The following is a 25,582-nucleotide window of genomic DNA, read 5'->3' as shown; positions in this document are numbered from 1 at the left end:
CGAGCGGGCCGAGAGCGGCTCGCGTACTACCTCGTCCTCAGTGGAGGCGACCGCCGCGCAGCCGCAGCTGCCAGAAGGCGCCGCCACCGACGAAGAGCAGGGCCAGGATCGCGACGAGCGGCAGGACGGGCAGGCCGCCGTCGGACTCGCCCGCGGCACCGGCCGGGATACCGGTCGGGATGTTGGTCGCCGGGACGACGGTGGCCGGGTCGGTGGTCGGCGCGGTCGTGGTCGGCTCGGTGACCGGGGCCTGGCTCGGGCCGGCAGCGGCGTTGGCGAGCGCCACGTTGAGCACGCCGTCGCCGGGGGCCAGCGCCAGCGGGCGGACGGCCCGGGCGGCGCCGGTGCCGGTCAGCTCGGTGATGCTCGCGCTGGACGGCGCCACGCCGTCGGCGTCGAGGACGTTGATCTCGATCGCGCGGACGAGCGTCTGGTTCTCGACGACCTCCGTCGACTGGTTCGGCGTGGCCTCGAGGTTGGACTCGTAGGAGTAGGTCGAGTCCTTCGGCTCGTGACCCGGCCCGGACTGCACGTTCAGGCCGATGTCGAGCAGGTTCTGCAGTCCGTCGGCGAGCTGACCCAGCGCGCTGGTGCCGCCCGCGGCACCGAGCTGGTCGGAGATGTCGTCGATGGCGCCGAGCAGCTGCTTCTGACCGGTGGCCAGCGCGGCGTTGATCGCGTCGATGACTGCCGTGAGGCCACTCAGTGCGGATGCGTCGGTCACGAGCTTCGAGCACGCGGTGAACTGACCCTTCAGCTCGTCCGTGATGCCGGTGACCGCCGCGGTCAGGCCCTTGGACAGGATCGTCGGCAGGTTCTTGACCAGGAAGGCCACGAGGTCGAAGTTCGACGTCGACAGGTTCGAGATGTCCTTGCCGAGCACGGTCGACAACAACTTCTTCAGGTTGACGGCGATCGTCGCGTCGGGGACGTCGATCGTCACGCCGTTCTTGAAGTCGAGCGTCTTCGGCGTCGGGTCGGTGAGCGTGCAGCCGGCAGGCAGGGTGAAGCCGGTGGGGAGCCCGGTGATGCCGGCAATCGGCAGGCTGCTCAGGCTCGAGCCCGACAGCGCACCCTTGAGCTGCGTGAGCAGCGCTCCGAGGGCGGGCGACTCCAGCGACAGGTTCAGGCTGGCGATGCCGGAGGACGGCGTGATCACGTCGCCGCCCTTGCGGGTGCCGACCTGGGCGTAGACCGCGCCGACGGACCCGGTGACACCACCGAGCGCGGCCGGGGACGCCCCGGGCAGGGCACCGAGACCGAGGTCCGGCAGCGCGGGGACGCCCGGGATCGTGACGTCGCCGAGCGCGGCTCCGGTCAGGTTGATCGTCGCGGACTGGGGCGCGCCGTCGTTGTCGTCGCCGAGGCTGGCGCCGCCGTCGTCGGCCACGGCGCCGGCGGCACCGAGGGACTTGCCGTTGAGGTTGGCGGTGGCGACCTGGTTGACGACACCGGCGTCGACCGCGGGCTTGCTCGGGATGCTGACCGCGTTGGTGAGCGGCAGGTCGATCGCGTTGAGCGCCTTGACGTCCAACGGGTTCTGGTCGGACGTGTCACCGGGGGCCTTGGCCCGGGCGTCCTGCAGGTCGGCCAGGCTCTGGATGGGATTGCCGCCGGCCGCCCCGTCGAGGAAACGGCCGACGGCCTGCGCGTTGGGGAGGTCGGCGGCCGAGGCGGTACCGCCGCCGGCCGCGACGATCGCGGTGCTCGCGAGCCCGACCGCCGCGGTCGCGGCGACGAGCCGCCCCCGCCGACTGCGGCGAACGGGACGTGGGGTGCTGCGTTGCACCAGGGACATTCGGGGCCCTCATTCACTCCGGCCGGCGATCCGCCGGCACAACCGACTCGAACGACTTTCGTGCATCCCCACCGAGCCGACGCTGTCGGACGGATACGTGCTGTGTAACGACGCACGCTCGGTGTTGTTACGCGGTACGGGGCCCGGTTACTCCCGGGTAATGCGCACCGTACCGCAACGCGGCGGGTGCGTCGCGCCGAACGGCGGGCCGCTGCGGGGCTACCGGTTCGAGCCGTTCGTACGGTTCGCCCCGGGCGGGGCGGCCGTCCGTCTCGCCCGCGTTCGGCCACAGCGACATCGCCCGCTCCGCCTGGGCGGTGATCGACAACGAGGGGTTCACTCCCAGGTTCGCGGTGAGCGTCGAACCGTCCACCACGTGCAGGCCGTCGTAGCCGTAGAGCCGGTGGTACGCATCGATGACGCCGGTCTGCGCCGAGTCGCCGATGGAGCAGCCGCCGATGAAGTGCGCGGTCATCGGGATGTTCATCAGGTCGCCCCAGGTGCCGCCGGCCATGCCCCCGACGTTCTCGGCGAGCTGGTCGGCGGCGCGATTGGCGACCGGGATCCACGTGGGGTTCGGCTCGCCCTCGCCCTGCACGCTCGTCAGCCGCCCGGCTCCGAAGCGCGAACGGCGCCGCGACACGGTGATCGAGTTGTTCAGCGACTGCATCACCAACAGGATGATCACCCGCTCCGACCACTTGCGCGGGACGAGCATCAGCGCCCGCGACGGGTGCCGGGCCATCATCGCGACCAGCTGCAACCACCGGGTGCGACGAGGGCCGCCCTCGGTCATCGGCGCGTTGAGCAACCCCATCGCGTTGCTGCCCTTGCCGTAGCGGCACGGCTCGATGTGGGTGTTCTCGTCCGGGTGCCACGACGAGGTGATCGCGACGCCGGCGGTGTAGTCGCGCTCGGGCTTGGGGATGCGGACGCCGAGGATCGCCTCGGAGTTGGTCCGCGTCAGGTAACCCAGTCTCGGCGAGATGTCGGGCAGGCTCGTCTCCCGCAGCCGGTGCAGCAGCTTCTGGGTGTTGTAGGTGCCGGCGGCGAACACGACCTGGTCGGCGGTGAAGGTCGTCCCGCGCTTGCCGAACCACCGACCGGTGCGCTCCGTGCGCACCTCGTACCCGCGCGAGCGGCGCGGCCGCACGTCGGTGACGGTCGTCAGGGGGTGGATCACCGCGCCCTGCTTCTCGGCGAGGTACAGGTAGTTCGTCATGAGCGTGTTCTTCGCGCCGTGGCGGCAGCCGGTCATGCACTCGCCGCACTGGATGCAGCCGGTGCGATCGGGCCCGGCGCCGCCGAAGAACGGGTCGGGCACGGTGACACCCGGCTCGGTCCGGCCGTCGCGGCCGAAGAACACCCCCACCGGTGTGGGGGTGTAGGTGTCGGCGCGACCGAACTGCTCGGCGAGGCGCTGCATCTCGACGTCACACGGCGTCGTCGTCGGGTTGGTGACGACGCCGAGCATGCGCTTGGCCTGCGCGTAGTGCGGCGCGAGCTCGTCGCGCCAGTCGGTGATGTGCGCCCACTGCGGGTCGTCGTAGAACGGCTGCAGCGGCTCGTAGAGGGTGTTGGCGTAGTTGAGCGAGCCGCCGCCGACCCCTGCGCCGGCCATGATCAGGCAGTCCTTGAGCAGGTGGATGCGCTGGATGCCGGTCATCCCCAGTTTGGGAGCCCAGAGGTAGTCACGCGCCCGCCACGATGTCTTGGGCAGGGTGTCGTTCGTGAACCGGCGACCGGCCTCGAGCACACCGACGCGGTAGCCCTTCTCGCTCAGCCGCAGCGCCGTGACGCTGCCACCGAACCCCGAGCCGATGACGACGACGTCGTAATGGATGGTCTCGACCACGAGCGGAGTGTAGGCGTGTCAGGGCGTCACGCGCATCAGCTTGGCAGGATTGCGGACCACGAGCACGGCGCCGATGCGGCCGTCGACGACGTCGAGCAGCGTGACGTGCTCGGCGCGGTAGCCGGTGGCGCCGTCCGGTGCGAAGCCGGCGAGGCCGAGCCGCCCGTTGACCCGCACCAGCCGCTGGCTCTCGGCCGGGACGCCGGCGGCGACGCCGAGCAGGAACCGCGCGACCTTGTCCGCGCCCAGCACCGGCCGGCGGGCCGCGCTGACGACGCCACCGCCGTCGCTCACCAGCGTGACGTCCGGCGCCAGCAGAGCGAGCAGCCGGGCGAGGTCGCCGGTCGCGCACGCGGCGAGGAACTGCTCGGTCACGCGCCGCTGCTGCGCCGCGTCCGCCTCGAAACGCGGTCGACGCGCCTGCACGTGCTCACGGGCGCGGTGCGCCAGCTGCCGCACCGCCGCGGGCGTGCGGTCGAGCGCGGCGGCCACCTCGTCGTGCGACATCCCGAACACCTCGCGCAGCACGAACACCGCCCGCTCGGCCGGGGAGAGGGTCTCGAGCACCACGAGCAGCGCCAGCGACACGTCCTGCTCCCGGTCCAGCCGGTCGGTGACGTCGTCGGCGGGGTCGGGCTCGACGAGCGGCTCGGGCAGCCACGGGCCGAGGTACGTCTCGCGCGTGGCCGCCGCGGTCCGCAACCGGTTGAGCGCCTGGTTGGTGACCGTCCGCACGAGGTAGGCGCGGGGGTCACGCACCGGCGAACGATCGGCCGCCGACCACCGCAACCAGGTGTCCTGGACGACGTCCTCGGCGTCGGCGACCGATCCGAGCAGGTCGTAGGCGACCCGGAACAGCAGCCGCCGGTGCGCGTCGAACGGCTCGGTCACGGCACCGGCCGCAGCTCGCACCGGTCGCTGAAGCCCTGGCTGGGCAGCCCCAGCGCGGTGTTGAAGCGGGCCCGCTGGTTCTCCAGCGCAACGGTGGCGGTGAGCTCGACCAGCTGCGCCTCGTCGAGGAACTCGCGCAGCCGCGCGACGTGCTCGTCGGTGACCGTCAGCGGCGTCGTGCTCATCGCCTCGGCGTACTCCATCGCCGCACGCTCCACCGGCGCGTAGACGTCACTCTCGCGCCAGCGGGGAACCGATCGCACCTTCTGCGGGTCGATGCCCTCGTTCATCCCGATCCAGTAGCCGAAGTCCATGCACCATTCGCAGCCGATCGCCGCCGCAGACGCCATGACGGCGAGTGTGCCCACCGGCGCCGGGAGCGCCGACCACTTCTGCGCCGACATCTCGGCCTTGACGTACGTCCGGAACACGCGCCGGTTGTGCCCCATCGCCCGGGCGGGGTCCAGGACGTCGCCGAAGCGGCGGCGGGAGTACCACTCGCCCAGCTTCATCGAGGGGCTGCGGGGCGGGTCGAGCGAGATGCGGGCCATCGGATCCTCCTGCGGTGGGTTGTTGCCGCATACGACACCAACTCACCGCGGAATGTGACACGCCCGCCGCCGGCTCAGCCGAAGCGGCCCGAGATGTAGTCCTCCGTCCGCCGGTCCGACGGGTTGGCGAAGATGCGCTCGGTGTCGTCCATCTCGACGAGCTGCCCCGGCTTGCCGATGCCCGCGAGGTTGAAGAACGCGGTGCGGTCCGAGACGCGCGCGGCCTGCTGCATGTTATGGGTGACGATCACGATCGTGTACGTCTCCTTGAGCTCCTGGATCAGGTCCTCGATCGCGAGCGTGGAGATCGGGTCGAGGGCCGAGCAGGGCTCGTCCATCAGCAGCACCTGCGGTTCGACGGCGATGGCCCGCGCGATGCACAACCGCTGCTGCTGCCCGCCCGAGAGCCCGGCGCCCGGCTTGTCGAGGCGGTCCTTGACCTCGTCCCACAGGTTCGCACCGCGCAGGGACTTCTCGACGACGGCGTCGGTCGAGGCCTTGTTCATCCGCTTGCTGTTGAGCTTCAGGCCGGCCACGACGTTGTCGTAGATCGACATGGTCGGGAACGGGTTCGGGCGCTGGAACACCATGCCGATGGTCCGGCGGACGTCGACGGGGTCGACCTCGCTGGCGTAGATGTTCTCGCCGTCGAGCAGGACGTTGCCCTTGACGCTCGCGCCGGCGATCACCTCGTGCATGCGGTTCAGGGTGCGCAGCACCGTCGACTTGCCGCAGCCCGACGGGCCGATGAACGCGGTCACCGACCGCGGCGCGATGGTGAAGTTGACGTCGCTGACGGCGAGGAACTTGCCGTAGTAGATGTCGAGGTTCTTGGCCTCGAGGCGCTTGGCCATGTCGGTCGTCTCCGGAATCCGGCCGCTCAGGCGGCGATCTTGGTGCGCCGGCCGATGAGCCGCGCGACGAGGTTGAGGGCGAGCACGATGAGGATGAGCGACAGCGCCGCCCCCCACATCCGCTCCGGGGCGTAGTTGGCGACGGCGCCCGCGACCCGGTTGCCGTTGGCGTCGAGGTGGTAGGCCGTCGCACCGGACGAGGTGTTGTAGTTCAGGAACTGGTCGTTGATGAATCCGGGCAGCGAGCTCTGGAAGCCACCGAAGAGGTTCGCGTTCGCACCCTTCGCGTACCCGACGAGGATCAGCAGCGGCGCCGTCTCACCGGCGACGCGGGCGATGCCCAGCACGACACCGGTGATCAGGCCGGTGAGCGCGGTCGGGATCACGACCCGTGCGATGGTCTTCCACTTCGGGATCCCCAGTGCGTAGGACGCCTCGCGCAGCTCGTTGGGGACGAGCTTGAGCATCTCCTCCGTGGTGCGGACGAGCACCGGGATCATCAGGATCACGAGCGCGAGCGAGACCATCCAGCCAGCACGAACGCCGCCGAGCGTGGTGATGAACAGCGCGTAGATGAACAGCGCGGCGACGATGGACGGGATGCCGGTGAGGATGTCCACCATGAAGGTGGTGACCCGCGCGAAGAGACCGCGGCCGCCGTACTCGACGAGGTAGACGCCGACCAGGATGCCGATCGGCACCGAGATGACGGTGCACAGCGCGACCTGCTCGGCCGTCCCGATGATGGCGGCCGAGATGCCGCCGCCCTTCATGGCCTGGCTGATGCCGGTCTGGTCCGACGTCCACCAGTCGGCGGCGGCCAGGACGGAGTAGCCCTTCCCGATCACCGTGACGAGCAGCCACACCAGCGGCACCATCGCGGCGGCGAACGCGAGCCAGACGAGCGTGGTCGCGACGTTGTTCTTGACACGCCGGCTGCCACGGGCCTTGGCGAACGTGGGCGCGGCGGGCGGGCTCGCGATCGCGGTCATCACTGCACCGCCTTCCGGTTGACGACGGCGCGCGCCGCCGAGTTGACGACGAAGGTCAGCACGAACAGGACCAGGCCGGCGGCGATGTAGACGCCGGTGGTCTCGGGGTTGTTGAACTCGGCCGAGCCGTTGGCGATCTTCGAGGCGAAGGTGTCGCCGCCGGTGAAGATCGTGAAGCGGAACGGCGGGCTCGCCGTCGAGACGATGAGGTAGACGGCGATGGTCTCGCCGAGGGCCCGGCCGAGACCCAGCATGGAGCCGCTGACGACGCCCGCGCGGCCGTAGGGGATCACCGCCATGCGGATCATCTCCCACTTGGTGGCGCCCAGCGCGAGCGCGGCCTCCACGTTGGCGCGGGGCGTCCGCTCGAAGACGTCGCGGCTGATGGCGGTGATGATCGGCAAGATCATCACGGCGAGGACGACACCGCCGTCGAAGATCGTGCCGCGCGCCTGGGCGCTATGGAAGAGCGGCAGCGGGATGTCGGCGAGGACTCGCTGCACCGGCTCCAGCTTGGGGGCGAGCACGAACGCGCCCCAGATGCCGTAGACGATCGAGGGGATCGCGGCGAGCAGGTCGAGCACGTACGCCACCGGCTTCGCGAGGCGGCGCGGCGCGTACTGCGTGATGAACAGGGCCACGCCGATGGCGACGGGCACGGCGATGACGAGCGCGATGAGCGAGATGATCACCGTCACCCAGAGCAGCGGCGCGATGCCGAAGCGCAGGTTGCCCGGTGTCGTCTGCCAATTCGTCGAGGTGAGGAAGTTGTCCTTGTCGTCGAGGATCGACGGCACCGACTTGATGGCGAGGAAGGTGCCGATCAGCACCACGAGCACGATGACGACCCCGGACGCGCCGGCGGTCAGGCCCGCGAAGATGCGATCGCCGATCCGCACCTTGCCGCCGGCCGCGGTGGTGCCGCCCCCGGCGACGGGCGTGCTGTCGGCCGGTCCATGGGCGAGCGGGTCGCTCGACGCCACGGCCACGGGGGCCATGGCGGCCCCGGCGTCCGCTGGCTGGTCGAGCACCGATTCGCCGCCGACCCGTGGCGGCGGCAGCGGCTCGCCCGGTGTGTCGGAGCCGGTCCGGCCTGCGCGTTCGGTCATCGTGTCTCGCTCTGTCACTGGCTGTCAGTCCTTCGCACCGAGTCCCCGTCGGGTGCTCGCGCGAGCACCCGACGGGGACCAGAGGTGAGTCGTCAGCTGATCTTGGCGATCGACGCCTTGACCTTGGTGGCGAGCTCGGTGGGGATGGGCGCGTAGCCCTTGGAGGCCAGCACGTCCTGGCCGGCGCCGATCGTGTAGTTCAGAAAGTTCTTCACGAACGTGCCCTTGGCCGAGTCGCTGTACTTGGTGCAGGCGATCTCGTAGGTCACCAGGATGATCGGGTAGGCCTTGGCCGAGGACGGCTTGTAGTTGAGCTGGAGGCTCAGGTCGTCACCGGTGCCGGCGACCTTCGCCTCGCCGGCGGCCGCGCTCGCGGTGTCCTTCGAGATCTCGACCGGGCCGGAGCCGCTGTCGATCTGGGCGGTGGCGAGGCTGCTGTCGACGGCGAACGAGTACTCGGCGTAGCCGATCGAGCCCTCGGTCGCGGCGACCGCGGCGGCCACGCCCTGCGACTTGGCCTTGCCCTGGCCCTTGAACACCTTGGCGGCGTTGTCCTTGGCCGGCTCGGCGGTGAAGTCGCTCGGCGCCGTGGCGGCGAGGTACTTCTCGAAGTTCTGGGTGGTGCCGGAGGCGTCCGAGCGGAAGATCACGTTGATCGCGCTGCTCGGCAGCTTGGCGCCGGAGTTCTTCGCCGTGATGGCCGGGTCGTTCCACTTCGTGATCTTGCCGGTGAAGATCTTGGCCAGCAGGTCGGGCGTCAGCACGAGCTTGTCGACGCCGTCGAGCTTGTAGCCGATGGCGATGGGGCCGACGACCATGGGCAGGTCGAGGGGCGCGCTCTTGCAGCGCTTCTGCGCCGCCGCGACCTCGCCCGCGTCCTTGCTCAGCGGGGAGTCCGAGCCCGCGAAGTCGACCTGGCCGGCGTTGAACTGGCTGATGCCGGCGCCGGAGCCCGTCGGGTTGTAGTTGATCTTCGCGCCGGTACACGCCTTCTGGTAGGCGTTGGTCCACTCGGTGACCGCGTTGGTCTGTGCGGTCGAGCCCTCGCCGTTGAGGGTGCCGGTCGAGCAGGCCGCGGCGGCGCCGCCGCCGGTGCTGCTGCTGCCGGAGGTGGTCGCGCCGGTGGTGCTGCCAGCAGTGTCGCTGCTGCCGGAACCGCTCGCGTCGCTGCCGCAGGCCGCGAGCGCCACGGTGGTGGCGAGCAGGCCGGCGGCGACGCCCGCACGATTGAACTTCACGATCGGTTCTCCTTGGTCGGATGTCGTTTCCGCTCCGGACGCTAAGTTCGCGACATGGCGCGGCGGGGTGGCCAAGGTGAACGAGCAGTGAATGACGTGACGCCGTCCGGTAGCCCCCGCAAACCGGACATCTGAACCTCAGATGAACGAGCTCGCGATGGCGTGCGTACGGCCGACGGTCATCCGGTGCGCCATTGGACGTCCACGTCGTGGCGGGCGAACGCCTCGCGCTCGTACAGCCGGACGGCGCTCGGATTGTCGCCGTCGACGTAGAGCAGGACGTACGGGCAGCCCCGACCGGCGAGGTGGCGCAGGCCGCGCACGAGCAGGCCGCGGCCGAGCCCGAGGCGCTGTCCGCCCGGCGCGATCCCGAGCACGTAGACCTCGCCCGCACCGTCGGGGTGGATCTTGGTCCAGTGGAAGCCGAGCAGCTCGCCGTCGCGCTCGGCGAGCAGGAACCCGGCCGGGTCGAACCACGGTTCGGCCTCGCGGGCGCGCAGGTCCTCGAGGGTCAGCCGTCCCTGCTCGGGGTGGTTCGCGAACGCGGCGGCGTTCAGCGCCAGCCAGGCGTCCTCGTCGCGGCCGGCGTCGAAGCAGCGGACGGTGATCCCGTCCGCCAGCGGCGGGTCGGCGGGCAGCGGGATCTCGCCGGGCCGGCGCAGCTGGAACAGTTCGCGGCGCCGCTCGTAGCCCCGGGCCGCGAAGACGTCGATCAGCCGGCTGTGGGTGCCGTGCGACCAGACGGCAACCGGACGGTCGACCGCGTCGAGGACGGCGTCGGCGGCCGCGCCGTCGGCGGCGACGAGCTCGAGCTCGTCGCCGTCGAGCTGCCCGTACGCGCGCACCTCGTCGCCGGCACGGACGACGAGGTGCTCGACCCCGGCCGAGCGCAGATGGGTACGCGCCCGGTCCGACAGCGGCGGCGCGCCGTCCTTCTGCTCGACCGAGTCGGCGAGGGCGAGCACCGCCTGCCCGGTCTCGGGATCGGGGACGGTCGTGTCGATCGGCATACCGGCGACGCTAGTGCGCGCGGCCGGGCCGCCCGGCGGGCCGGGTCAGCGGGGAGCGGGCAGGCCGTCCAGCTCGGCGAGGTCGTCGGCACCGGAGTCGCGACGCGCCCCGAGCTCGGCGGGCCGCACGAACTTGTAGCCGACGTTGCGCACGGTGCCGATCATGGCCTCGTACTCACCGCCGAGCTTCGCACGCAGCCGCCGGACGTGGACGTCGACGGTGCGGGTACCGCCGAAGTAGTCGTAGCCCCACACCTCCTGCACCAGGTGCGAGCGGGTGAAGACCCGGCCGGGGTGCTGGGCGAGGAACTTCAGCAGCTCGAACTCCTTGTAGGTGAGGTCGAGCGCGACCCCCGCGAGCTTCGCCGAGTAGGTGCCCTCGTCGATGGTGAGCTCGCCGATCTCGAGGCGCCCGTCGACCTCGTCGGTCGCGGCGGCGCGACGCTCCGCGGCGAGGCGCAGGCGGGCGTCCAGCTCGGCGGGGCCGGCGGTGTCGAGGACGAAGTCGTCGACGGCCCACTCGCCCGACACCGCGATGAGGCCGCCCTCGGTGAGGACGACGAGGATGGGGACCGCCGTGCCCATCGCGGTGAGCAGCCGGACGAACGCGCGGGCCGACATCAGGTCGCGCCGGGCGTCGACCAGGACCGCGTCGCCGAGGGCGCGGTCGACCAGGGCACCGGCGTCCTGCGGCAGGACCGTCACCTGGTGCGGCAACAGGCCGAGCGCGGGCAGCACCTCGGTGGTGGGCTGGACGGCTCCGGTCAGCAGGATGAGCTCCACGCTCGCCTCCGGTCGTGTCGTTCGCCGGGTGGTCGGGTGCGCCATTGCCCCCGCAAAACGCTTTCAGACTACCCGACCGTTACCGGCCGGCGGCCGGCCGTTCGCCCCTACAGCCCCCGAAATACGGGCGTTACACGCCGGAAACACAGCACCGGGGTCGGGGGCGCTTGTCGCGCGGGTGGCGGGCCCGCGATGCTGGCGCCGATGCCCCCGCCACCCGCGGCGGGTCGCTCGAGCCCGGAGGACGCAGCCCGTGACCGCCACCCGTTCCAGCACCGTCGACGACGTCCTGCGCCGCAGCGCGCGACGCGTCGGCGACCGCAGCGCGCTCGTCTTCGAGGACCGGTCGTGGACCTATCGCGAGCTCGACGACGCCGTGACGCGGGCGGCGGCGGTGCTGCTCGGCCTCGGCCTCGGGCGCGGCGCGCGGGTCGCGGCGTACGGCCGCAACTCCGACGCCTACCTGATCGCGTTCCTCGCGTGCGCGCGGGCCGGCCTCGTCCACGTCCCCGTCAACTACGCCCTCACCGGCGGCGAGCTCGCGTACCTGCTCGAGCAGTCGGGCAGCACCGTGGTGCTCACCGACCCGTCCCTGGCCGACCGGGTCGCCGGCTGCGGCGCGTCGGTCACCCGGACGGTGCCGCTGCGCGACGCACCCGACTCGCTGCTGGCCCGGGCCCGCACCGGTGACGTCCCGTCCCTCGCCGTGGAGGTCACCGACACCGACCTCGTCCAGCTGCTCTACACGTCGGGAACGACGTCACGCCCGAAGGGCGCGATGATGACCCACCGCGCGCTGGTGCACGAGTACCTGTCCTCGGTCGTCGCGCTCGGGCTCGCCGCCGACGACGCGCCGCTGCACTCCATGCCGCTCTACCACTCCGCGCAGCTGCACGTCTTCCTGCTGCCCTACCTGGCGGTCGGCGCGACCAACCACCTGCTCGAGACGCCGGACATTCCCGAGATCCTGCGCCGGGTCGAGGCCGACCGCATCGGCGCGCTGTTCCTCGCGCCGACGGTGTGGGTGCCGCTGTCCCAGCACCCCGACTTCGCCACCCGCGACCTCGGCTCGCTGACGAAGGCGTTCTACGGGGCGTCGATCATGCCCCAGCCGGTGCTGCAGCGGCTGCAGGCGGCGCTGCCGGAGCTCGGCTTCCACAACTGCTTCGGGCAGTCCGAGATCGGGCCGCTCGCCACCGTCCTCGGGCCGGCCGAGCACGCCGAGCGGCCGGAGTCCTGCGGCCGGGCGGTGCTCTTCGTCGAGCTGCGCGTGGTCTCCCCCGAGGACGGCACCGACGTCCCGGCCGGGGAGCTCGGCGAGGTCGTGTACCGCTCGCCGCAGCTGTGCGAGGGCTACTGGGACAAGCCCGACGAGACCGCCGCGGCGTTCCGGGACGGCTGGTTCCGCTCCGGTGACCTGGTGCGCGCCGACGACGAGGGCTACATCACCGTCGTCGACCGCATCAAGGACGTCATCAACACCGGCGGCGTGCTCGTCGCGTCGCGCGAGGTCGAGGACGCCATCTACACCCACCCCGCGGTCGCCGAGGTCGCGGTGATCGGGACGCCCGACGAGCGGTGGATCGAGGCCGTCACCGCGTTCGTCGTCGTCAAGGACGAGGTCACCCCCGAGGAGATCGTCACGCACGCGCGGGAGAGCCTCGCGGGGTTCAAGGTGCCCAAGCACGTGCACCTCGTCGCCGAGCTGCCGCGCAATGCGTCGGGCAAGCTGCTCAAGCGCGTGCTGCGCGACTCGCTGCCCACCGCCGAAGGCGTCGGCTGACCGGCGACAATGGCAGGGTGGCCGTCCCGTCCCCCGTCGTCATGACCACCCGCGACGGCGTCCGGATCGTCGCCGACCACTGGCCCGCCGCCGATCGCCACATCGGCTGCGTCGTGGCGCACGGCTTCACCGGATGGGCTCGGAACCGGGAGATCGAACGCATCGTGCGCGGCCTGGCCGACGAGCGCTACGGCGTCCTCGCGCTGGACCTCCGCGGTCACGGCCGGTCCGGCGGGCTGGGTACGGCCGGCGCCGAGGAGATCCACGACGTGGCCGCGGGCGTCACCTGGCTGCGGGGCGCGGGGTACGAGCGGGTGGCGGTGCTCGGCTGGTCGATGGGCGGGTCGGCGGTGCTGCGGCACGCCGGTCTGGGCGGCGACGCCGACGCCGTCGTGAGCGTGAGCGCACCCGGGCTCTGGTTCGAACGGGGCACCCGGTCGATGCGCTTCGCCCACTGGATGTTCGAGAAGCGGACGGGCCGCACCGTCACCCGGCTGTGGCGGCGCACCCGCGTCGCCGCCGGGGGCTGGCCGGTCGTCCCCGAGTCACCGGCCGAGGTCGCCCCGGCCATCGGCCCGACACCGCTGCTCGTCGTGCACGGCGACGCCGACCGCTACTTCCCCCGCCGCCACGTCGACGCGCTCGCGGCGGCGGCGCCGGACGCCGCGGTGTGGATCGAGCCGGGCATGGGTCACGCCGAGCTCGCGACGTCCGACGACCTCGTGCACCGCATCGGCGCCTGGCTGGGCGACGCCCTCGCCGCGCCGGTCTGCCACCATGGCAGCCGTGACTGACGTGGGGACGGCGCCGGCGGCCGACGCCCCGTCGTCCCCCTCGCCCGCCACGACGGCCGCTGCGGGTCGCGACCTGCTCGCCGTCGCCGCCGTGGCCCTGGTCGTCGGGGCGGGCGCGACCGCCGCCGCATACGGCGGAGCGACGGCACTGCTCGTCGCGGTCGTGGCCGTGCAGACGCTCTTCGGGCTCGGCTGGGTGCTCGGCACCGGAATGCCGGGTCGGCGCGGCGGGGTCGTGGTCGGCGCCCTCGCGGCCGCGGGCGCCGACGTCGCCGTCTCGCTCTACCCGCAGGACCGCCTGGGGCCGCTCGTCGCGGTGCTGGCGCTCGCGGTACCGGTCGCCTTCGTCCACCAGCTGTTGCGCGGCGCCGCACGGGTACAGCTCGTCTCGTCGCTGTCCGCGGTGGCGCTGCTGGTGCTCGCGCAGGTGTCGGTGAGCGCGTGGGTGCAGCTGCGGCACGAGTTCACCGGCAGCGCCCGGCTCGGAACGGGCATCGAGGGCAGGGTGAGCGCCGCCGTCGTCGGTGCCGCGTTCGCCGCCGTCCTCGTCGGCTGCCTGGTCGACGTCGTGGTGTCGGTGCCGCGCTTCGACCCCGCGGTCCCCCGGGGCGTGCTCGGGCTGGTCGCCGCGGCCGCGGTCGGCGCCGCGGCCGCGTACCTCGCGCTGCGCGACGTCCGCGACTTCGGCGACGGCCGGGCGGTGTTCCTCGGCGCGGCGGTCGGTGCGCTGGCCGGGTTGCTCGCGATCGCCGCGACCTTCGTCGCGCACACGACACCCCGCGGGACGTCGTGGCTCGCCCGCCTCGGCCGACCGGTCTATACGGCGCTGCTGCCGGTGTGCGTGCTCGCGCCGGCGGCCTTCCTGCTGTGCCTGGCGATCCGGTCCTGACGGGCGCGGCGACCCGGCGCGACGGCGTCGGGCCATGACCGTCCTGGGCGTCGCGACGGTCGTCGTCGCGCTCGTGCTGCTCGCCGGTGCCGTGATGCTGCTCGACCGGCAGTGCGTCGCGCTGGCCGAGCGGCGCGCGGCCGCGCACCTCGCGGTGCCGCTGGGCCGGCCGCCGGTGGTCCGCGTGCACGGCCGCCCCTTCCTCACCCAGGCGCTGCGCGGCCGCTACCGCGCCGTGCACGTGGCCGGCACCGGGCTGCGGATCGGCGAGATGAACGGCGTCGCCCTGGACGCCCAGCTGCGCAACGTCTACCTGCCGCTGCGCGACCTGCTCGGTGGCCGCACCGAGGAGGTGCCGTGCGAGCACATCGAGGGCCGGCTGGTGCTGCCCTACGACGAGCTCGCCCGTGCGGCGCGGATCCCGGGGCTCGAGCTGCGGCCGTCCCGGGGGCGGGTGCTGGCGACGGCCGCCCTGCCCGTGCCGGGCATCAGCCAGCTCGCGCGGGTCACCGGCCGCGCCGTGCTCACCCTGGCCGAGGGCAACGCGGTCTGGTTGCAGGTGCGCGGCGTCTCGGTGGCCGGCATCAACGTTCCCTCGATCGTCCTCGGCCCGCTGCTGCCCTCGCTGGACGTGCCGATCGCCATGCCGGTGCTGCCGTACGGGCTGCGTCTCGACGAGCTGCGCCCCGAGGACGACGGCCTCGTCGTGCTCGCGTCGGCCGACGCGGTCGTCTTCCGCCGGTTGGCGGTCGAGCCGGTGCCCGGTCGTCCGCTTCCTCCCGTCCGTCCCACTGCACGGGACGCACGTCCCGACAGGTGACCGCGAGCTGTGTTACAGCCAGGTAGCGCGGGTTCCGCGGGGGCAGCTAGGCTCGCCGGTATGACCAGCTCGGTGAGGCTCCTGCTCACCTCCCGCCGCACGGTCGACCTGTGCCGTGTGGGCAGCTGCCTGTGTCGGCCCGCCTGATCGGCTGACGCCCGTCGCGACGACTCGCGACCCGGCCCGCGTCACCGACGCCCCGCCGCGCCGTCCCAGGACGGCCCCGGCACCGATGTGTGCCGAACGCTCTCGTGCATGCCCTACAACCTCTTCAAGGAGTGACCATGAGCCGTGAAGACGTGCTCGTCTCGGCCGATTGGGCCGAGCAGAACCTGAACACCGACGGCGTCGTCTTCGTCGAGGTCGACGAGGACACGTCGGCCTACGACGGCGGCCACATCAGCGGTGCCGTCAAGCTCGACTGGAAGACCGAACTGCAGGACCAGGTCCGGCGCGACTTCGTCGACAAGGAGCAGTTCGAGAAGCTGCTGTCGGACAAGGGCATCGGCAACGACGACACCGTCGTCCTCTACGGCGGCAACAACAACTGGTTCGCCGCATACGCGTACTGGTACTTCAAGCTCTACGGCCACTCCGACGTCAAGCTGCTCGACGGCGGGCGCAAGAAGTGGGAGCTCGACGGCCGCGAGCTGTCCAAGGACGCCGTGTCCCGGACCGCCACGCAGTACAGCGCGCAGGACCAGGACCTCGCCATCCGCGCCTTCCGCGACGAGACCGTCGACGCGATCGGCAAGAAGAACCTGGTCGACGTCCGCTCGCCCGACGAGTTCTCGGGCAAGCTGCTCGCCCCGGCGCACCTGCCGCAGGAGCAGAGCCAGCGCGGCGGTCACATCCCCACGGCGCTCAACGTCCCGTGGTCCAAGGCCGCGAACGAGGACGGCACCTTCAAGTCCAACGACGAGCTGGCCAAGCTCTACGCCGACGAGGGCCTGGACGACGGCCGCGACACCATCGCCTACTGCCGCATCGGCGAGCGGTCGAGCCACACCTGGTTCGCGCTGCACGAGCTGCTCGGTCACCAGAACGTCAAGAACTACGACGGCTCCTGGACCGAGTACGGCTCGCTCGTGGGCGTCCCGATCGAGAAGGGCGTCTGACATGTGCGGCGCACCGGCACAGACCCCGACGCTGCCCGCGGGCATCGACCTCACCAAAGAGACCGTGATCTACGGCGTCGTCTCCGCCGGCGAGGCCCCCGTTGCGGGTGCCTACGTGCGGCTGCTCGACGGCACCGGCGAGTTCACCGCCGAGGTCGTGACGTCGGCGACCGGCGACTTCCGCTTCTTCGCCGCGCCCGGCAGGTGGACGCTGTCGGTCCTGCACAAGGACGGCAAGGCCAAGAAGGACGTCCACGCCCTCGAGCCCGGGCTCGTGGAGGCCTCGCTCGGCCTGTCCTGACCCCCACCCATCCGCTCTTGGCGGCTGAGCGCAGCATGCTGCGCTCAGCCGCCAAAAGTGGTTAATAGACGAGGGCCTGGGCGTCCGGACGCAGGATCTCGTCGACGAAGCTGGCGCTGCCGCGGACGACGGTGCCGGGGACGAGGTCCGCCTCGGCGAGGTCGCGGCGCGCGGCGCACTGGGTGCAGACCGTCAGCGTGCCGGCGGCGAGGACCGCGTCGCGCAGGTCGGCGATCGGCGCGGAGTGCGGCAGCTCGAAGCCCTCGGCACGGCCGGGCACGGCGAGCCACACCGCGTCCCCGGTGAGCCACAGCGACACCTCGCCGCCGGCGGCGACGGCGGTGGCGGCGACCGTGAAGGCCTGGGCGCAGCGCTCGGGTGCCTCGGCGCCGGTCGTGCACTTCACGACGAGGGGACGGAGCGGCCGGGGCGTCGTCATGGGGCCATCCTGCCGGGCGGGTAGCGTCCGCGACCGTGGAGACCGTCTTCTTCGTGCTGCTGGTGCTCGCGTTCGTCGCGATCGCGGCGGCCGGCGTCCAGGTCGTGCGCAGGCAGTTCGCCGACCCGCGATGAGCGAGCCTGTCCCCGACACCACCGATCTGCGCGTGGGCGTGCCCGTGCACGACGCGCTGCTCGCGCTGCTGCCGCTCGTCGGCGTGTGGCGCGGCGAGGGCGTCGGCGTGGTGGCGTCCTCCGGCGAGGAGTTCGCCTTCGGCCAGCAGGTGACGGTCGCGCACGACGGCCGTCCGTTCCTCGCGTACGAGTCACGCTCCTGGCTCCTGGACGCCGACGGCACGGTCGTCCGCCAGGCGTGGCGCGAGACCGGCTTCTGGCGCCCCGGGCCGGGGCCGGACGACGTCGAGCTGGTGCTCGCGTCCCACACCGGGCAGGCCCTCGTGCTGGCCGGTACCGCCGGCGACCAGCGCTGGGAGCTCGCCACCGTGTCGGCCGAGCACGCCCCCAGCGCCAAGGACGTCGACGGCGAGCGACGGCTCTACGCCGTCCGTGGCGACGAGCTCGGGTACGCGACCGAGCTGGCCCCGGCCGGGCAGCCGTTCGCGCCGCACCTCAACGGCCGGCTGCGCCGCACCTAGGGCAGGTCGGGCAACGGCCGGTCGGGGTCGAGCTCGAAGCCGAGGTCGCGCCCGACCGAGTCGATCAGCAGCCACACCCGCCCGGTGAGCTCGGCCGTGAGGACGGCCCGGACCGGCGTCCCACCACCCTCGAGCCACCATGCGGCGGTGGCGTCGACGAGCCCGACCACGCCCACGATGACGCGCTCGGCCGCCGCGGCGTCGACCCCGAGGGCGCGCAGGTAGCGCTCGACGAGGACGCTGAGCTCGGCGGCGAAGGCCGCCTTGGCGTCGACGGCCGAGCGGGAGTCCTTGGCGCGGACGGCATATGCGTGCTGCGCGACGAAGCGGTACAGGTTGGGGTGCTCCTCGACCCAGCGCAGGTGCTGGCCGATCGCGGCGCCGATGATGTCGCGCGCCGAGCCGCCGACGGCCAGGCCGCCACGGATGTGCTCGCCGATCTCGTTGCCGATGTGCGCGGACACGGCGAGGTCGAGCGCTCGCTTGCCGTCGAAGTGGCGGTAGACGTGGGTACGCGGCACGCCGGCCTGCTCGGCGATCCGGGCCGTCAAGACCTCGGGCCCGTACTCCTCGATCGCGGCGATCGCGGCCGTGATGATCGCCTGCCGGCGTTCGCGCCGGTGCGGGTCCCACCGCGTCGAGCGACCGTCGCGGGAGGCACCCACGATCGGATCGGATCCCGCAGCCACGCCGCCAGCCTAGTTGTCCGCCGATTTAGGTGCGACGCCTTGTCAAGGACACCGGTAGGTAGTACACCTTGTTACACCTTCATCTGTGCACCCCGTCACACCGATCGGAGAGCGCCATGACCGCCAGCGCCCCCCTGCGCAGCGTCGACAGCGTCCGCAAGACCGCCACCCGGCTGCTCGGCTCCACGTCGCGCAACAGCTACAGCCCCGAGCTCGACATCGACTGGGACGCCCCCGTCGACGGTCAGTTCGCGGGGATGAAGTTCCTGCCCTACGAGCGGGTGTCGCTGTTCGGCACCGAGCTGTGGGAGCGGATGAGCGAGCAGCAGCGCCTCGAGCTGTCCCGGCAGGAGCTCGCGAGCATCGCGTCGACCGGGCTGTGGTTCGAGCTCATCCTGATCCAGCTGCTGACCCGGTGGGCCTACCACCAGGATCCGCAGGATCCGCGCACGCAGTACGCGCTCGCCGAGATCGGTGACGAGACCCGCCACATCATGATGTTCGCCAAGGCCGTCGAACGGGTCGGTGCCCCCACCTACCGGGTGCGGCGCTCGGTGCACCAGCTGGCGCGGCTGTACAAGGCCACCGCGAAGGGCCCGACGCTGTTCGCGCCGGTGCTGGTGGCCGAGGAGATCCTGGACCGGCTGCAGCGCGAGACGGTCAACGACGAGTCGGTGCATCCGCTCGTGCGGATGGTCAACCGCATCCACGTCGTCGAGGAGGCCCGCCACGTGCGCTTCGCGCGCGAGGAGGTCGCCCGGCAGATGGCCGACATCGGCCCGGTGGCCAAGGTCGTGGCCAACGTGCTCTCCGCCCTCGTCGCGGCCTTCGTGACGTCGTCGATCATCAGCCCCGAGGTGTACGCGAACATCGGGCTCGACCGCGACGAGGCCGTCCGCGCCGCCCGCGACAACGAGCACTACGCCGAGTCACGCCGGTGGATGGGCGAGAAGATCATGGCGTTCCTCGCCGAGCAGGGCATGGTCACCTGGTACACGCGGCCGATCTACGGCCTCGTCCATCTCGTCTGAGGGCGCCGGGCCGCAGGCATGAACGACCCCCGAGTCGGGCCGGTCGGATGACCGGGTCGGCTGGACGGGCCGACGACTCGGGGGCCGGGTAGCGATCCGGGTAGTGCTCGCCGCCGCACACGCGGCAGGGGGCAGTGCCCACGCTGGTCCGTTGGTCGTGCAGCGGTTAGCGGACCGCCACCTCACGTGTCCTGAAAGTCTTCAACTCCGGACCACCTCCTTCCTCGTGTACGTCCACGGTACGACCGGGACGGACGAGGCGGCAACGCCGTTTCGCGACGCGCAGCGCGGCCGGTTCCGGGACGGCTCAGGCGCCGGGGGGAAAGCCGCACAGCTGCCGGATCTCGCCGTCCAGCGCCGGCTGCCGTTCCCGTGACTTGCCGTCGAGGTCGACGACGTCCACCGGGCCCCGCACGCTGCTGACGAGCCAAACCGCGTCCGCCGCGTGCAGGTCGTCGACGCCGGCGAGGGTGTACGAGGTGCGCCACCCCGCCGCCGACGCGCGCTCGAAGAGCAGCTGCTGCGTGGTGCCGGCGAGGATGCCGGTGGGCCCGAGCGGGGTGGTGTGCAGCGTCCGTCCGAGCGCCCACACGACCGACGCGGTGGGCGCCTCGAGCACCGCACCGTCCCCGCTGACGAAGACGACGTCGTCGGCGCCGCGCCGCACGGCCTCGCGGTGGGCGGCCATGTTCACCGCGTAGGACAGCGTCTTCACGCCGCCGAGCAGCCAGGGCGAGGCCTCGAACGCGTCCGCGGCCAAGCCGCGTGCCAGGGTGACGACGCGCAGCCCGTCACGGCGCTGGCGCAGGCTCTCGGCCGCCATCGCGCTGACGCGCGCGAAGCCGGTGGGACGGCCGTCCACGCCGCGGGTGAGGACGAGCTTGAGCGCCGCCTCCCCCGTCCCCGGCCACGCGGCCACCGCGGTGGCGACGAGGTCGCGCCACGCCGGCTCGTCGAAGTCGATCTCGAGGGCGGCGGCCGAGCGCGCGAAGCGGGCGACGTGCGCATCGAGCTTGTCGACGGCCCGGCCGCCGTCGGCGGCGACGCGTACGCGGCAGCCCTCGAAGCAGCCGTCACCACGGACGAGCCCGTCGTCGTCGGCGCGCACGACGGGGGCGTCGGCGGCGACGACACCACGGCCGAGGACGGCGAGGACGGGGGCGGGCGCAGGGTCTGCCGACACGCGGTCAGGCTACCTAGGATGGAGCCGTGCCCCGTCCGTCCGGCCCGCGGCCCGAGATCGACACCTCCGATCTCGCCGCGACGCTGCGCGCCAGGGGACTGCGGATGACGCCGCAGCGCGAGCAGGTGCTCGCCGCGGTGCGCCGGCTCGGCCACGCCACCCCCGAGCAGCTCGCCGACACCGTCGACGGCGTCGACCCCGTGACGGTCTACCGCACCCTCGAGCTGCTCGAGGAGCTCGGCTTCGTGCGCCACGCGCACCTGACGCACGGCGCGCCGTCGTACCGGCCCGCCGAGGACGACCACGTCCACATCGTCTGCCACACCTGCGGGGCGGTCGTGGACGCCGCTCCCGGGCTGGTGGACGACCTGGCCGACCAGCTGCGCCGCCGCAACGGCTTCGTCCTGGACCGCTCGCACTTCACCGTCTTCGGCCGGTGCCGCGACTGCACCGCCACACCGCCGCCGCCGACGACGGAACAATCGAGCGCGATCGGACGCTGACACCCACGATGACCGACACGAGCACCACCGCCGTCCCCGCCACCGGCCGCGACGCCGACGTCTCCTGGCACTACGGCGACCCCCTGCGCGAGCAGCGCCGCGCCGACACCACCGTCGCCGTGGTCGACCGCAGCAACCGTGACGTCCTCGTCGTCCCCGGGACCGATCGGCTGGGTTGGCTGCACTCCATCTGCTCGCAGCACGTCTCGGACCTGCGCGACGGCGACGCCACCGAGGCGCTGGTGCTCTCGCCGCACGGCCACGTGGAGCAGCACTGGCAGGTCACCGAGCTCGGCGGCACGGTCTGGCTCGACACCGAGCCGGGCGACGGCGTCGCCTCGCTCGAGTACCTGACGAAGATGGTCTTCATGAAGCGGGTCGAGCCCGCGGACGTCTCCGCGGACTGGGCGGTGCTGTCCGTCGTCGGACCGGCGACCGCCGCACTCCTCGCGGCGGCGGGCTTCCCGGTCCCCGAGACCGCCGGCCGCGCGATCGCGCTGGACGGCGGTGGGTTCGTCCGCCGGATGTCGTGGCCGACCGATGACGCCGCCGACCTGCTCGTCCCCCGCGCGCGCCGCACGGCGGTGTTCGACGCGCTGGTGGCCGCCGGCGCCGCACCCGCCGGACTGTGGGCGTTCGAGGCGCTGCGGGTCGCCGGCCGCCACCCCCGGGCCGGCGCCGAGACCGACCACCGCACGATCCCGCACGAGGTCGGCTGGATCGGTCGCGCCGTGCACCTGCAGAAGGGCTGCTACCGCGGCCAGGAGACCGTCGCGCGCGTGCACAACCTCGGCCGGCCGCCGCGCCGGCTGGTGCTGCTCCATCTCGCGGGCGAGTCCGACGAGCTGCCGCCGGCCGGGACCCCGGTCGAGTACCAGGGCCGGGGCATCGGCTTCCTCGGCACCGCCGTCCACCACTACGAGCTCGGGCCGATCGCCCTCGCGGTGGTCAAGCGGACCGTTCCCGACGACGCCGCGCTCGTCGTGGGTGGTCAGCAGGCCGTCGCCGACCCCGAGTAGGGCGCCGCCCTAGGCTCGCCGGGTGACTGTGGCGCAGCCCCCGGCGCTGGACCGCGTCCTGCCCGCCCTGCGCTGCCCGCTGTGCGACGGCTCCCTGCACCGCGACGGGCCCCGGCTGCGCTGCGTCACGGGGCACTCGTACGACGTGGCCCGGCAGGGCTACGTCAACCTGCTCTCCGGCAGGGGCGTCGCCACCGGCGACTCCGCCGCGATGGTCGCGGCCCGCAGCGCCGTCCTCGCCGCGGGCCTGCTCGACGGCGTCACCGCCGCGGTGGTGGCTGCCGCGTCGCCGGCGGACGGTCTGGTGCTCGACCTCGCCGGCGGGACGGGGCACTACCTCGCCGCCGTGCTGGCACGGGACCCGGCGTCGTCCGGGGTGTGCCTCGACGCCTCGGGCCCGGCGCTGCGACGGGCGGCACGGGCCCACCCCCGGGCCGCGGCGATCGGCGCGGACGCGTGGGGCAGGCTGCCGCTGGCCGACGCGTCGGTCTCGCGGGTGCTCTCGGTCTTCGGGCCGCGCAACGCCGCCGAGCTCGACCGGGTGCTGGCCGCGGCCGGCCGGACGGTCGTCGCCGCTCCGACCGCCGCGCATCTGCACGAGGTGGTCGCACCACTCGGCATGCTCCGCGTCGACCCGCACAAGCAACAGCGGCAGGCGAGCACGTTCGCCCGCTTCGCCAGCGCCGCCGCCGACCACGTGCGGTACGAGCTGCGGCTGGACCACGCCCAGCTCGCCGCCCTCGTCGGCATGGGACCGACCGGCGCCCACGTCTCCCCCGACGAGCTCGCCGCCCGGGTCCGTGCGCTGCCCGATCCGACGACGGTCACGGTCGCCGTGGACGTGACGACGTACACCAGGTGAGTTCATCCGGGTTTCGCACAGCGTCGTCCCGGGCAAACAGGCACGGAAGACGACACGGGAGGTCGCCATGACTGCTGCCGAGAACGACATCAACCTCAAGGCCGGCCGACGCCGCGTCGCGCGCAGCCGCGGCGCCCTCAGCGGCATCCTGCTCATCATCCTGGGCGCGTGGGCAGCGCTCATCCCCTTCATCGGGCCGTGGTTCAACTTCGGATTCAATCCGAGTCCCGACGATTCGTTCCATTGGACGTCGGGTCGCGGCCTGTACGAGCTCCTGCCCGGCGCCGTCGCAGTCTTCGCCGGGTTGATCCTGCTGCTCAGCGCCAGCCGCGCCCTGACGCTGTTCGCGGCGTGGCTCGGCGTCGTCGCGGGCGCGTGGCTCGTCGTGGTTCCCGCGCTGGCACAGCACATCGGCGTGGCCATCGGTTCGCCGGACGCCGACCCCACGAGCCTCAAGGCCGACGTCCAGGGTCTGCTGTACTTCTGGGCCATCGGCGCCGCCGTCATCTTCGTCGCCGCCGTCGCGCTTGGCCGGCTCTCCACCCACAGCGTGCGCGACGTCCGCGCCGCCGAGCGGCGGGCCGAGGCCGAGGCCGAGGCCGCCCGCGTCGAGGGCGAGCGCCGCGCCGCGCTCGAGGCCGAGGAACGCCGCCGCCGCGACGAGGACGACCGTCGGCTCCGCGACGAGGACGACCGCCGGCTCCGTGACGACGACGACCGCCGGCTCCGTGACGACGACCGCCGGGACGACCGCGACGACGACGGTCACCGGCACGGCCTGCTGCACCGCAATCACGACCGCGACCACGACGGCCGCGACGACCGTCGCGAGGACGTCCGTGACGACCGCCGTGACGACGTCCGCGACGGCGACGCCGGGCGCGGCCAGGACTACCCGCCGCCCGGGCAGGCGCGCGAGCACGGGTACGGGCAGCAGCCGTCGCAGGGCTACCCGCCTCGCGACGCCGCCGGTTCGTCGGCCTATTCCGGACACCACTCCGCGGACCCGAATGCGCAGGCGCAGCCGGCCGTCGACCCGAACACCGGCCGGCCGATCGAGCAGGATCCCTACCGGGACCGCCCGAACGGCTGAGCCGGCGGCGCCGTGACGGGTCGCAAGCCTGCCCACCTCTCGTTCCCCGGCTGGGTGGAGCAGCAGATTCGCGCCGCCGAGGCGTCGGGCGCGTTCGACAACCTGGCCGGCGCCGGCAAGCCGCTGCCCGATCTCGACCGTGCCCGCCACGAGCTCGACTGGGTCGCGAACTACCTGCGGCGGGAGAACGCGGATATCAGCGGTCTGCTGCCCCCCGCGCTCGCGATCGCCAAGGAGGTGGAGGACCTCCCGGTCCGGCTGCTGGCCGAGCGCAGCGAGTCGACGGCACGGGCGGTCGTCGCCGACCTCAACACCCGGATCGACAAGGCGTGGGCGGCGCCCCAGGTGGGGCCGCCGTTCCGGGTCAAGCGGGTGGACGTCGAGGACGTGATCGCCCGCTGGCGCCAGGATCGTGACGAGATCCTGGCCCGCCGTCGCGAGGCGGCGGCCGCCGCGGCAGCCGTGGCCCCGCGACCGGCCGACCCGCCACGTCGGTGGTGGCGTCGCCGGCCCACCGCCGGCTGACCACCGCGGCTCTAGGTGGGGTCGGCGCCCGCGAGGCGCAGCGTCTGCGGGTCCCGTTCCCCGTGGAAGTAGCGGGCGAGCACATCGCCGAACACCGCCGCGTCGGCGACCAGGTCGAACAGGGTCATCGACGACCGCAGCTTCACCGCGTCGATGCCGCCGAAGAAGGTCTGCGCATCGCTCGTGGCGGACGCCGCCACCAGCTGCGCGCACTCCGCGAGCCGGGGACCGAGCAGCGGGTGTGCGATGTAGGCACGCGCCTCGTCCAGCGACGCGATCGCGAAGTGCTGCGCGGTCGGGCTCCGGCCGAGGCCGGCGAGCTGGGGGAAGACGAACCACATCCAGTGGCTGCGCTTGCGCCCGGCCCGCAGCTCGACGAGGACCTGCGCGTACGTCGCATCGTCCTGCGCATCGACGAAACGCTCCAACCGGTGGGGATCGTCGTGCTCGCTCACGGGTACCGGTCTACCCACCCACCACGTGGGACGGCGGATGCGTGTCCTCCTGCCGCACGCATCCACCGCCTCGCCGAGCCGTCCCCCGACCAACCCGACTGGCCGCCAGTGTGGGCGCGGTACGGGACTGCGGCAGCGGCCAATGGTCCCGAATTCGGCGCTGTTCGAGGACCTAGCCAACCTCGCGACCAGGGTCGGGCAGTGGCGTCGACGGGAGTAGGTGGGCGTGATCGCGCAGCGCCCGCGCCGCTCCGGGTTACGGCCGAGTTGGTCTGCGCAACGACGCAGGACCGGACGGCGTCCGATGACGAGCGGTGCAGGGGCGTGCGCTGCGGCGATGGA

General features: G+C 72.6%; 27 protein-coding genes. 13 read left to right on the top strand and 14 right to left on the bottom strand.

Annotated elements, in window-relative coordinates:
• Positions 1-37 precede the first annotated feature (37 nt).
• The 10 genes from BUE29_RS09125 to BUE29_RS09080 form a co-directional block, all read right to left on the bottom strand.
• On the bottom strand, positions 38-1,798 hold the full coding sequence (locus BUE29_RS09125; protein ID WP_073388858.1) for a choice-of-anchor G family protein: 1,761 nt from the start codon (positions 1,796-1,798) through the stop codon (positions 38-40).
• 127 nt (positions 1,799-1,925) lie between these two features.
• Positions 1,926-3,653 carry an FAD-dependent oxidoreductase gene (locus BUE29_RS09120; protein ID WP_073388855.1) on the bottom strand — a complete coding sequence of 576 codons (1,728 nt, stop codon included), beginning with the start codon at positions 3,651-3,653 and terminating at the stop codon, positions 1,926-1,928.
• An 18-nt stretch (positions 3,654-3,671) separates the two neighbouring features.
• Positions 3,672-4,544 (bottom strand): RNA polymerase sigma factor SigJ, encoded by an 873-nt coding sequence (gene sigJ, locus BUE29_RS09115; protein WP_084180870.1) that lies wholly within the window; start codon positions 4,542-4,544, stop codon positions 3,672-3,674.
• The gene (locus BUE29_RS09110) at positions 4,541-5,095 is read right to left on the bottom strand and encodes a carboxymuconolactone decarboxylase family protein (protein WP_073388850.1); all 555 of its coding nucleotides are present in this window, start codon (positions 5,093-5,095) and stop codon (positions 4,541-4,543) included. The genes sigJ and BUE29_RS09110 overlap by 4 nt, the downstream gene beginning before the upstream one ends.
• Positions 5,096-5,169: 74 nt before the next feature.
• Complete coding sequence (gene pstB / locus BUE29_RS09105; RefSeq protein WP_073388847.1) at positions 5,170-5,949, bottom strand: phosphate ABC transporter ATP-binding protein PstB; 780 nt, start codon at positions 5,947-5,949, stop codon at positions 5,170-5,172.
• A 26-nt stretch (positions 5,950-5,975) separates the two neighbouring features.
• A complete protein-coding gene (pstA, locus tag BUE29_RS09100) occupies positions 5,976-6,941 on the bottom strand; it encodes a phosphate ABC transporter permease PstA (RefSeq protein WP_073388844.1) in 966 nt (321 codons plus the stop codon).
• Positions 6,941-7,939 (bottom strand): phosphate ABC transporter permease subunit PstC, encoded by a 999-nt coding sequence (pstC, locus tag BUE29_RS09095; protein ID WP_084180929.1) that lies wholly within the window; start codon positions 7,937-7,939, stop codon positions 6,941-6,943. The genes pstA and pstC overlap by 1 nt, the downstream gene beginning before the upstream one ends.
• 203 nt (positions 7,940-8,142) lie before the next feature.
• Positions 8,143-9,288, bottom strand: coding sequence for a phosphate ABC transporter substrate-binding protein PstS (gene pstS, locus BUE29_RS09090; protein ID WP_073388841.1), 1,146 nt, complete (start codon positions 9,286-9,288; stop codon positions 8,143-8,145).
• 179 nt (positions 9,289-9,467) lie between these two features.
• Positions 9,468-10,298 (bottom strand): mycothiol synthase, encoded by an 831-nt coding sequence (gene mshD / locus BUE29_RS09085; protein ID WP_073388838.1) that lies wholly within the window; start codon positions 10,296-10,298, stop codon positions 9,468-9,470.
• Positions 10,299-10,343: 45 nt separating this feature from the next.
• The gene (locus BUE29_RS09080; RefSeq protein ID WP_073388836.1) at positions 10,344-11,126 is read right to left on the bottom strand and encodes a winged helix-turn-helix transcriptional regulator; all 783 of its coding nucleotides are present in this window, start codon (positions 11,124-11,126) and stop codon (positions 10,344-10,346) included.
• Between the two features lie 208 nt (positions 11,127-11,334).
• On the opposite strand from BUE29_RS09080, the gene BUE29_RS09075 reads away from it, so the two are divergent.
• From BUE29_RS09075 to BUE29_RS09050, 6 genes are all read left to right on the top strand, one after another.
• Entirely contained in the window at positions 11,335-12,864 is a 1,530-nt protein-coding gene (locus BUE29_RS09075) for a fatty acyl-CoA synthetase (RefSeq protein WP_073388833.1), read from the top strand.
• Between the two features lie 17 nt (positions 12,865-12,881).
• Positions 12,882-13,658, top strand: coding sequence for an alpha/beta hydrolase family protein (locus BUE29_RS09070; RefSeq protein ID WP_200800111.1), 777 nt, complete (start codon positions 12,882-12,884; stop codon positions 13,656-13,658).
• A complete protein-coding gene (locus BUE29_RS09065) occupies positions 13,651-14,547 on the top strand; it encodes a hypothetical protein (protein ID WP_143168079.1) in 897 nt (298 codons plus the stop codon). Before BUE29_RS09070 ends, BUE29_RS09065 begins: the two co-directional genes overlap by 8 nt.
• Positions 14,548-14,581: 34 nt before the next feature.
• Entirely contained in the window at positions 14,582-15,367 is a 786-nt protein-coding gene (locus BUE29_RS09060; protein WP_073388827.1) for an LmeA family phospholipid-binding protein, read from the top strand.
• A gap of 284 nt (positions 15,368-15,651) precedes the next feature.
• Positions 15,652-16,485, top strand: coding sequence for a sulfurtransferase (locus BUE29_RS09055; RefSeq protein ID WP_073389608.1), 834 nt, complete (start codon positions 15,652-15,654; stop codon positions 16,483-16,485).
• 1 nt (position 16,486) lies between these two features.
• On the top strand, positions 16,487-16,786 hold the full coding sequence (locus BUE29_RS09050; protein ID WP_073388825.1) for a DUF1416 domain-containing protein: 300 nt from the start codon (positions 16,487-16,489) through the stop codon (positions 16,784-16,786).
• Between the two features lie 61 nt (positions 16,787-16,847).
• Here BUE29_RS09050 and BUE29_RS09045 read toward each other — a convergent pair whose 3' ends face one another.
• Positions 16,848-17,225 carry a DsrE family protein gene (locus tag BUE29_RS09045; protein ID WP_073388822.1) on the bottom strand — a complete coding sequence of 126 codons (378 nt, stop codon included), beginning with the start codon at positions 17,223-17,225 and terminating at the stop codon, positions 16,848-16,850.
• A gap of 130 nt (positions 17,226-17,355) precedes the next feature.
• On the opposite strand from BUE29_RS09045, the gene BUE29_RS09040 reads away from it, so the two are divergent.
• A complete protein-coding gene (locus BUE29_RS09040) occupies positions 17,356-17,880 on the top strand; it encodes a heme-binding beta-barrel domain-containing protein (protein WP_159440852.1) in 525 nt (174 codons plus the stop codon).
• Here the strand turns inward: BUE29_RS09040 and BUE29_RS09035 are convergent.
• Entirely contained in the window at positions 17,877-18,569 is a 693-nt protein-coding gene (locus BUE29_RS09035) for a TetR/AcrR family transcriptional regulator (RefSeq protein WP_084180869.1), read from the bottom strand. The two genes, BUE29_RS09040 and BUE29_RS09035, sit on opposite strands and share 4 nt — an antisense overlap.
• Positions 18,570-18,685: 116 nt before the next feature.
• Here BUE29_RS09035 and BUE29_RS09030 point away from each other — a divergent pair, with 116 nt between their 5' ends.
• Positions 18,686-19,600 (top strand): AurF N-oxygenase family protein, encoded by a 915-nt coding sequence (locus BUE29_RS09030; protein WP_073388816.1) that lies wholly within the window; start codon positions 18,686-18,688, stop codon positions 19,598-19,600.
• Between the two features lie 307 nt (positions 19,601-19,907).
• Here BUE29_RS09030 and BUE29_RS09025 read toward each other — a convergent pair whose 3' ends face one another.
• Positions 19,908-20,783, bottom strand: a complete 876-nt coding sequence (locus BUE29_RS09025; RefSeq protein ID WP_073388813.1) for an aminotransferase class IV — start codon at positions 20,781-20,783, stop codon at positions 19,908-19,910.
• A 104-nt stretch (positions 20,784-20,887) separates the two neighbouring features.
• Here BUE29_RS09025 and BUE29_RS09020 point away from each other — a divergent pair, with 104 nt between their 5' ends.
• From BUE29_RS09020 to BUE29_RS09000, 5 genes are all read left to right on the top strand, one after another.
• Complete coding sequence (locus BUE29_RS09020; protein WP_073389603.1) at positions 20,888-21,286, top strand: Fur family transcriptional regulator; 399 nt, start codon at positions 20,888-20,890, stop codon at positions 21,284-21,286.
• Positions 21,287-21,294: 8 nt separating this feature from the next.
• Complete coding sequence (gene ygfZ, locus BUE29_RS09015) at positions 21,295-22,305, top strand: CAF17-like 4Fe-4S cluster assembly/insertion protein YgfZ (RefSeq protein WP_073388811.1); 1,011 nt, start codon at positions 21,295-21,297, stop codon at positions 22,303-22,305.
• A gap of 22 nt (positions 22,306-22,327) precedes the next feature.
• Positions 22,328-23,167 carry a putative RNA methyltransferase gene (locus BUE29_RS09010; RefSeq protein WP_200800110.1) on the top strand — a complete coding sequence of 280 codons (840 nt, stop codon included), beginning with the start codon at positions 22,328-22,330 and terminating at the stop codon, positions 23,165-23,167.
• Between the two features lie 67 nt (positions 23,168-23,234).
• Positions 23,235-24,260 carry a hypothetical protein gene (locus tag BUE29_RS21955; RefSeq protein WP_073388808.1) on the top strand — a complete coding sequence of 342 codons (1,026 nt, stop codon included), beginning with the start codon at positions 23,235-23,237 and terminating at the stop codon, positions 24,258-24,260.
• Positions 24,261-24,272: 12 nt separating this feature from the next.
• Entirely contained in the window at positions 24,273-24,785 is a 513-nt protein-coding gene (locus tag BUE29_RS09000) for a DnaJ family domain-containing protein (protein ID WP_073388805.1), read from the top strand.
• A gap of 11 nt (positions 24,786-24,796) precedes the next feature.
• Here BUE29_RS09000 and BUE29_RS08995 read toward each other — a convergent pair whose 3' ends face one another.
• Positions 24,797-25,240: a DUF1810 domain-containing protein gene (locus BUE29_RS08995; protein ID WP_073388802.1), complete on the bottom strand. Its 444-nt coding sequence runs from the start codon at positions 25,238-25,240 to the stop codon at positions 24,797-24,799.
• Positions 25,241-25,582: the final 342 nt, after the last annotated feature.

Origin of the sequence: Jatrophihabitans endophyticus, assembly GCF_900129455.1 — a bacterium.
GTDB classification, from domain to species: domain Bacteria; phylum Actinomycetota; class Actinomycetes; order Mycobacteriales; family Jatrophihabitantaceae; genus Jatrophihabitans; species Jatrophihabitans endophyticus.
The sequence above is the reverse complement of the archived record's forward strand: the minus strand, read 5'-3'. Positions and strand labels throughout refer to the sequence as shown.

Coding starts and splice junctions, on each gene's coding strand:
- BUE29_RS09125 (WP_073388858.1), bottom strand. CDS start 1,798: ATGTCCCTGGTGCAACGCAGCACCCCACGTCCCGTTCGCCGCAGTCGG.
- BUE29_RS09110 (WP_073388850.1), bottom strand. CDS start 5,095: ATGGCCCGCATCTCGCTCGACCCGCCCCGCAGCCCCTCGATGAAGCTG.
- pstB (WP_073388847.1), bottom strand. CDS start 5,949: ATGGCCAAGCGCCTCGAGGCCAAGAACCTCGACATCTACTACGGCAAG.
- pstA (WP_073388844.1), bottom strand. CDS start 6,941: ATGACCGCGATCGCGAGCCCGCCCGCCGCGCCCACGTTCGCCAAGGCC.
- pstC (WP_084180929.1), bottom strand. CDS start 7,939: ATGGCCCCCGTGGCCGTGGCGTCGAGCGACCCGCTCGCCCATGGACCG.
- mshD (WP_073388838.1), bottom strand. CDS start 10,298: ATGCCGATCGACACGACCGTCCCCGATCCCGAGACCGGGCAGGCGGTG.
- BUE29_RS09080 (WP_073388836.1), bottom strand. CDS start 11,126: ATGGCGCACCCGACCACCCGGCGAACGACACGACCGGAGGCGAGCGTG.
- BUE29_RS09060 (WP_073388827.1), top strand. CDS start 14,582: ATGACCGTCCTGGGCGTCGCGACGGTCGTCGTCGCGCTCGTGCTGCTC.
- BUE29_RS09055 (WP_073389608.1), top strand. CDS start 15,652: ATGAGCCGTGAAGACGTGCTCGTCTCGGCCGATTGGGCCGAGCAGAAC.
- BUE29_RS09050 (WP_073388825.1), top strand. CDS start 16,487: ATGTGCGGCGCACCGGCACAGACCCCGACGCTGCCCGCGGGCATCGAC.
- BUE29_RS09045 (WP_073388822.1), bottom strand. CDS start 17,225: ATGACGACGCCCCGGCCGCTCCGTCCCCTCGTCGTGAAGTGCACGACC.
- BUE29_RS09040 (WP_159440852.1), top strand. CDS start 17,356: ATGAGCGAGCCTGTCCCCGACACCACCGATCTGCGCGTGGGCGTGCCC.
- BUE29_RS09030 (WP_073388816.1), top strand. CDS start 18,686: ATGACCGCCAGCGCCCCCCTGCGCAGCGTCGACAGCGTCCGCAAGACC.
- BUE29_RS09020 (WP_073389603.1), top strand. CDS start 20,888: ATGACGCCGCAGCGCGAGCAGGTGCTCGCCGCGGTGCGCCGGCTCGGC.
- ygfZ (WP_073388811.1), top strand. CDS start 21,295: ATGACCGACACGAGCACCACCGCCGTCCCCGCCACCGGCCGCGACGCC.
- BUE29_RS21955 (WP_073388808.1), top strand. CDS start 23,235: ATGACTGCTGCCGAGAACGACATCAACCTCAAGGCCGGCCGACGCCGC.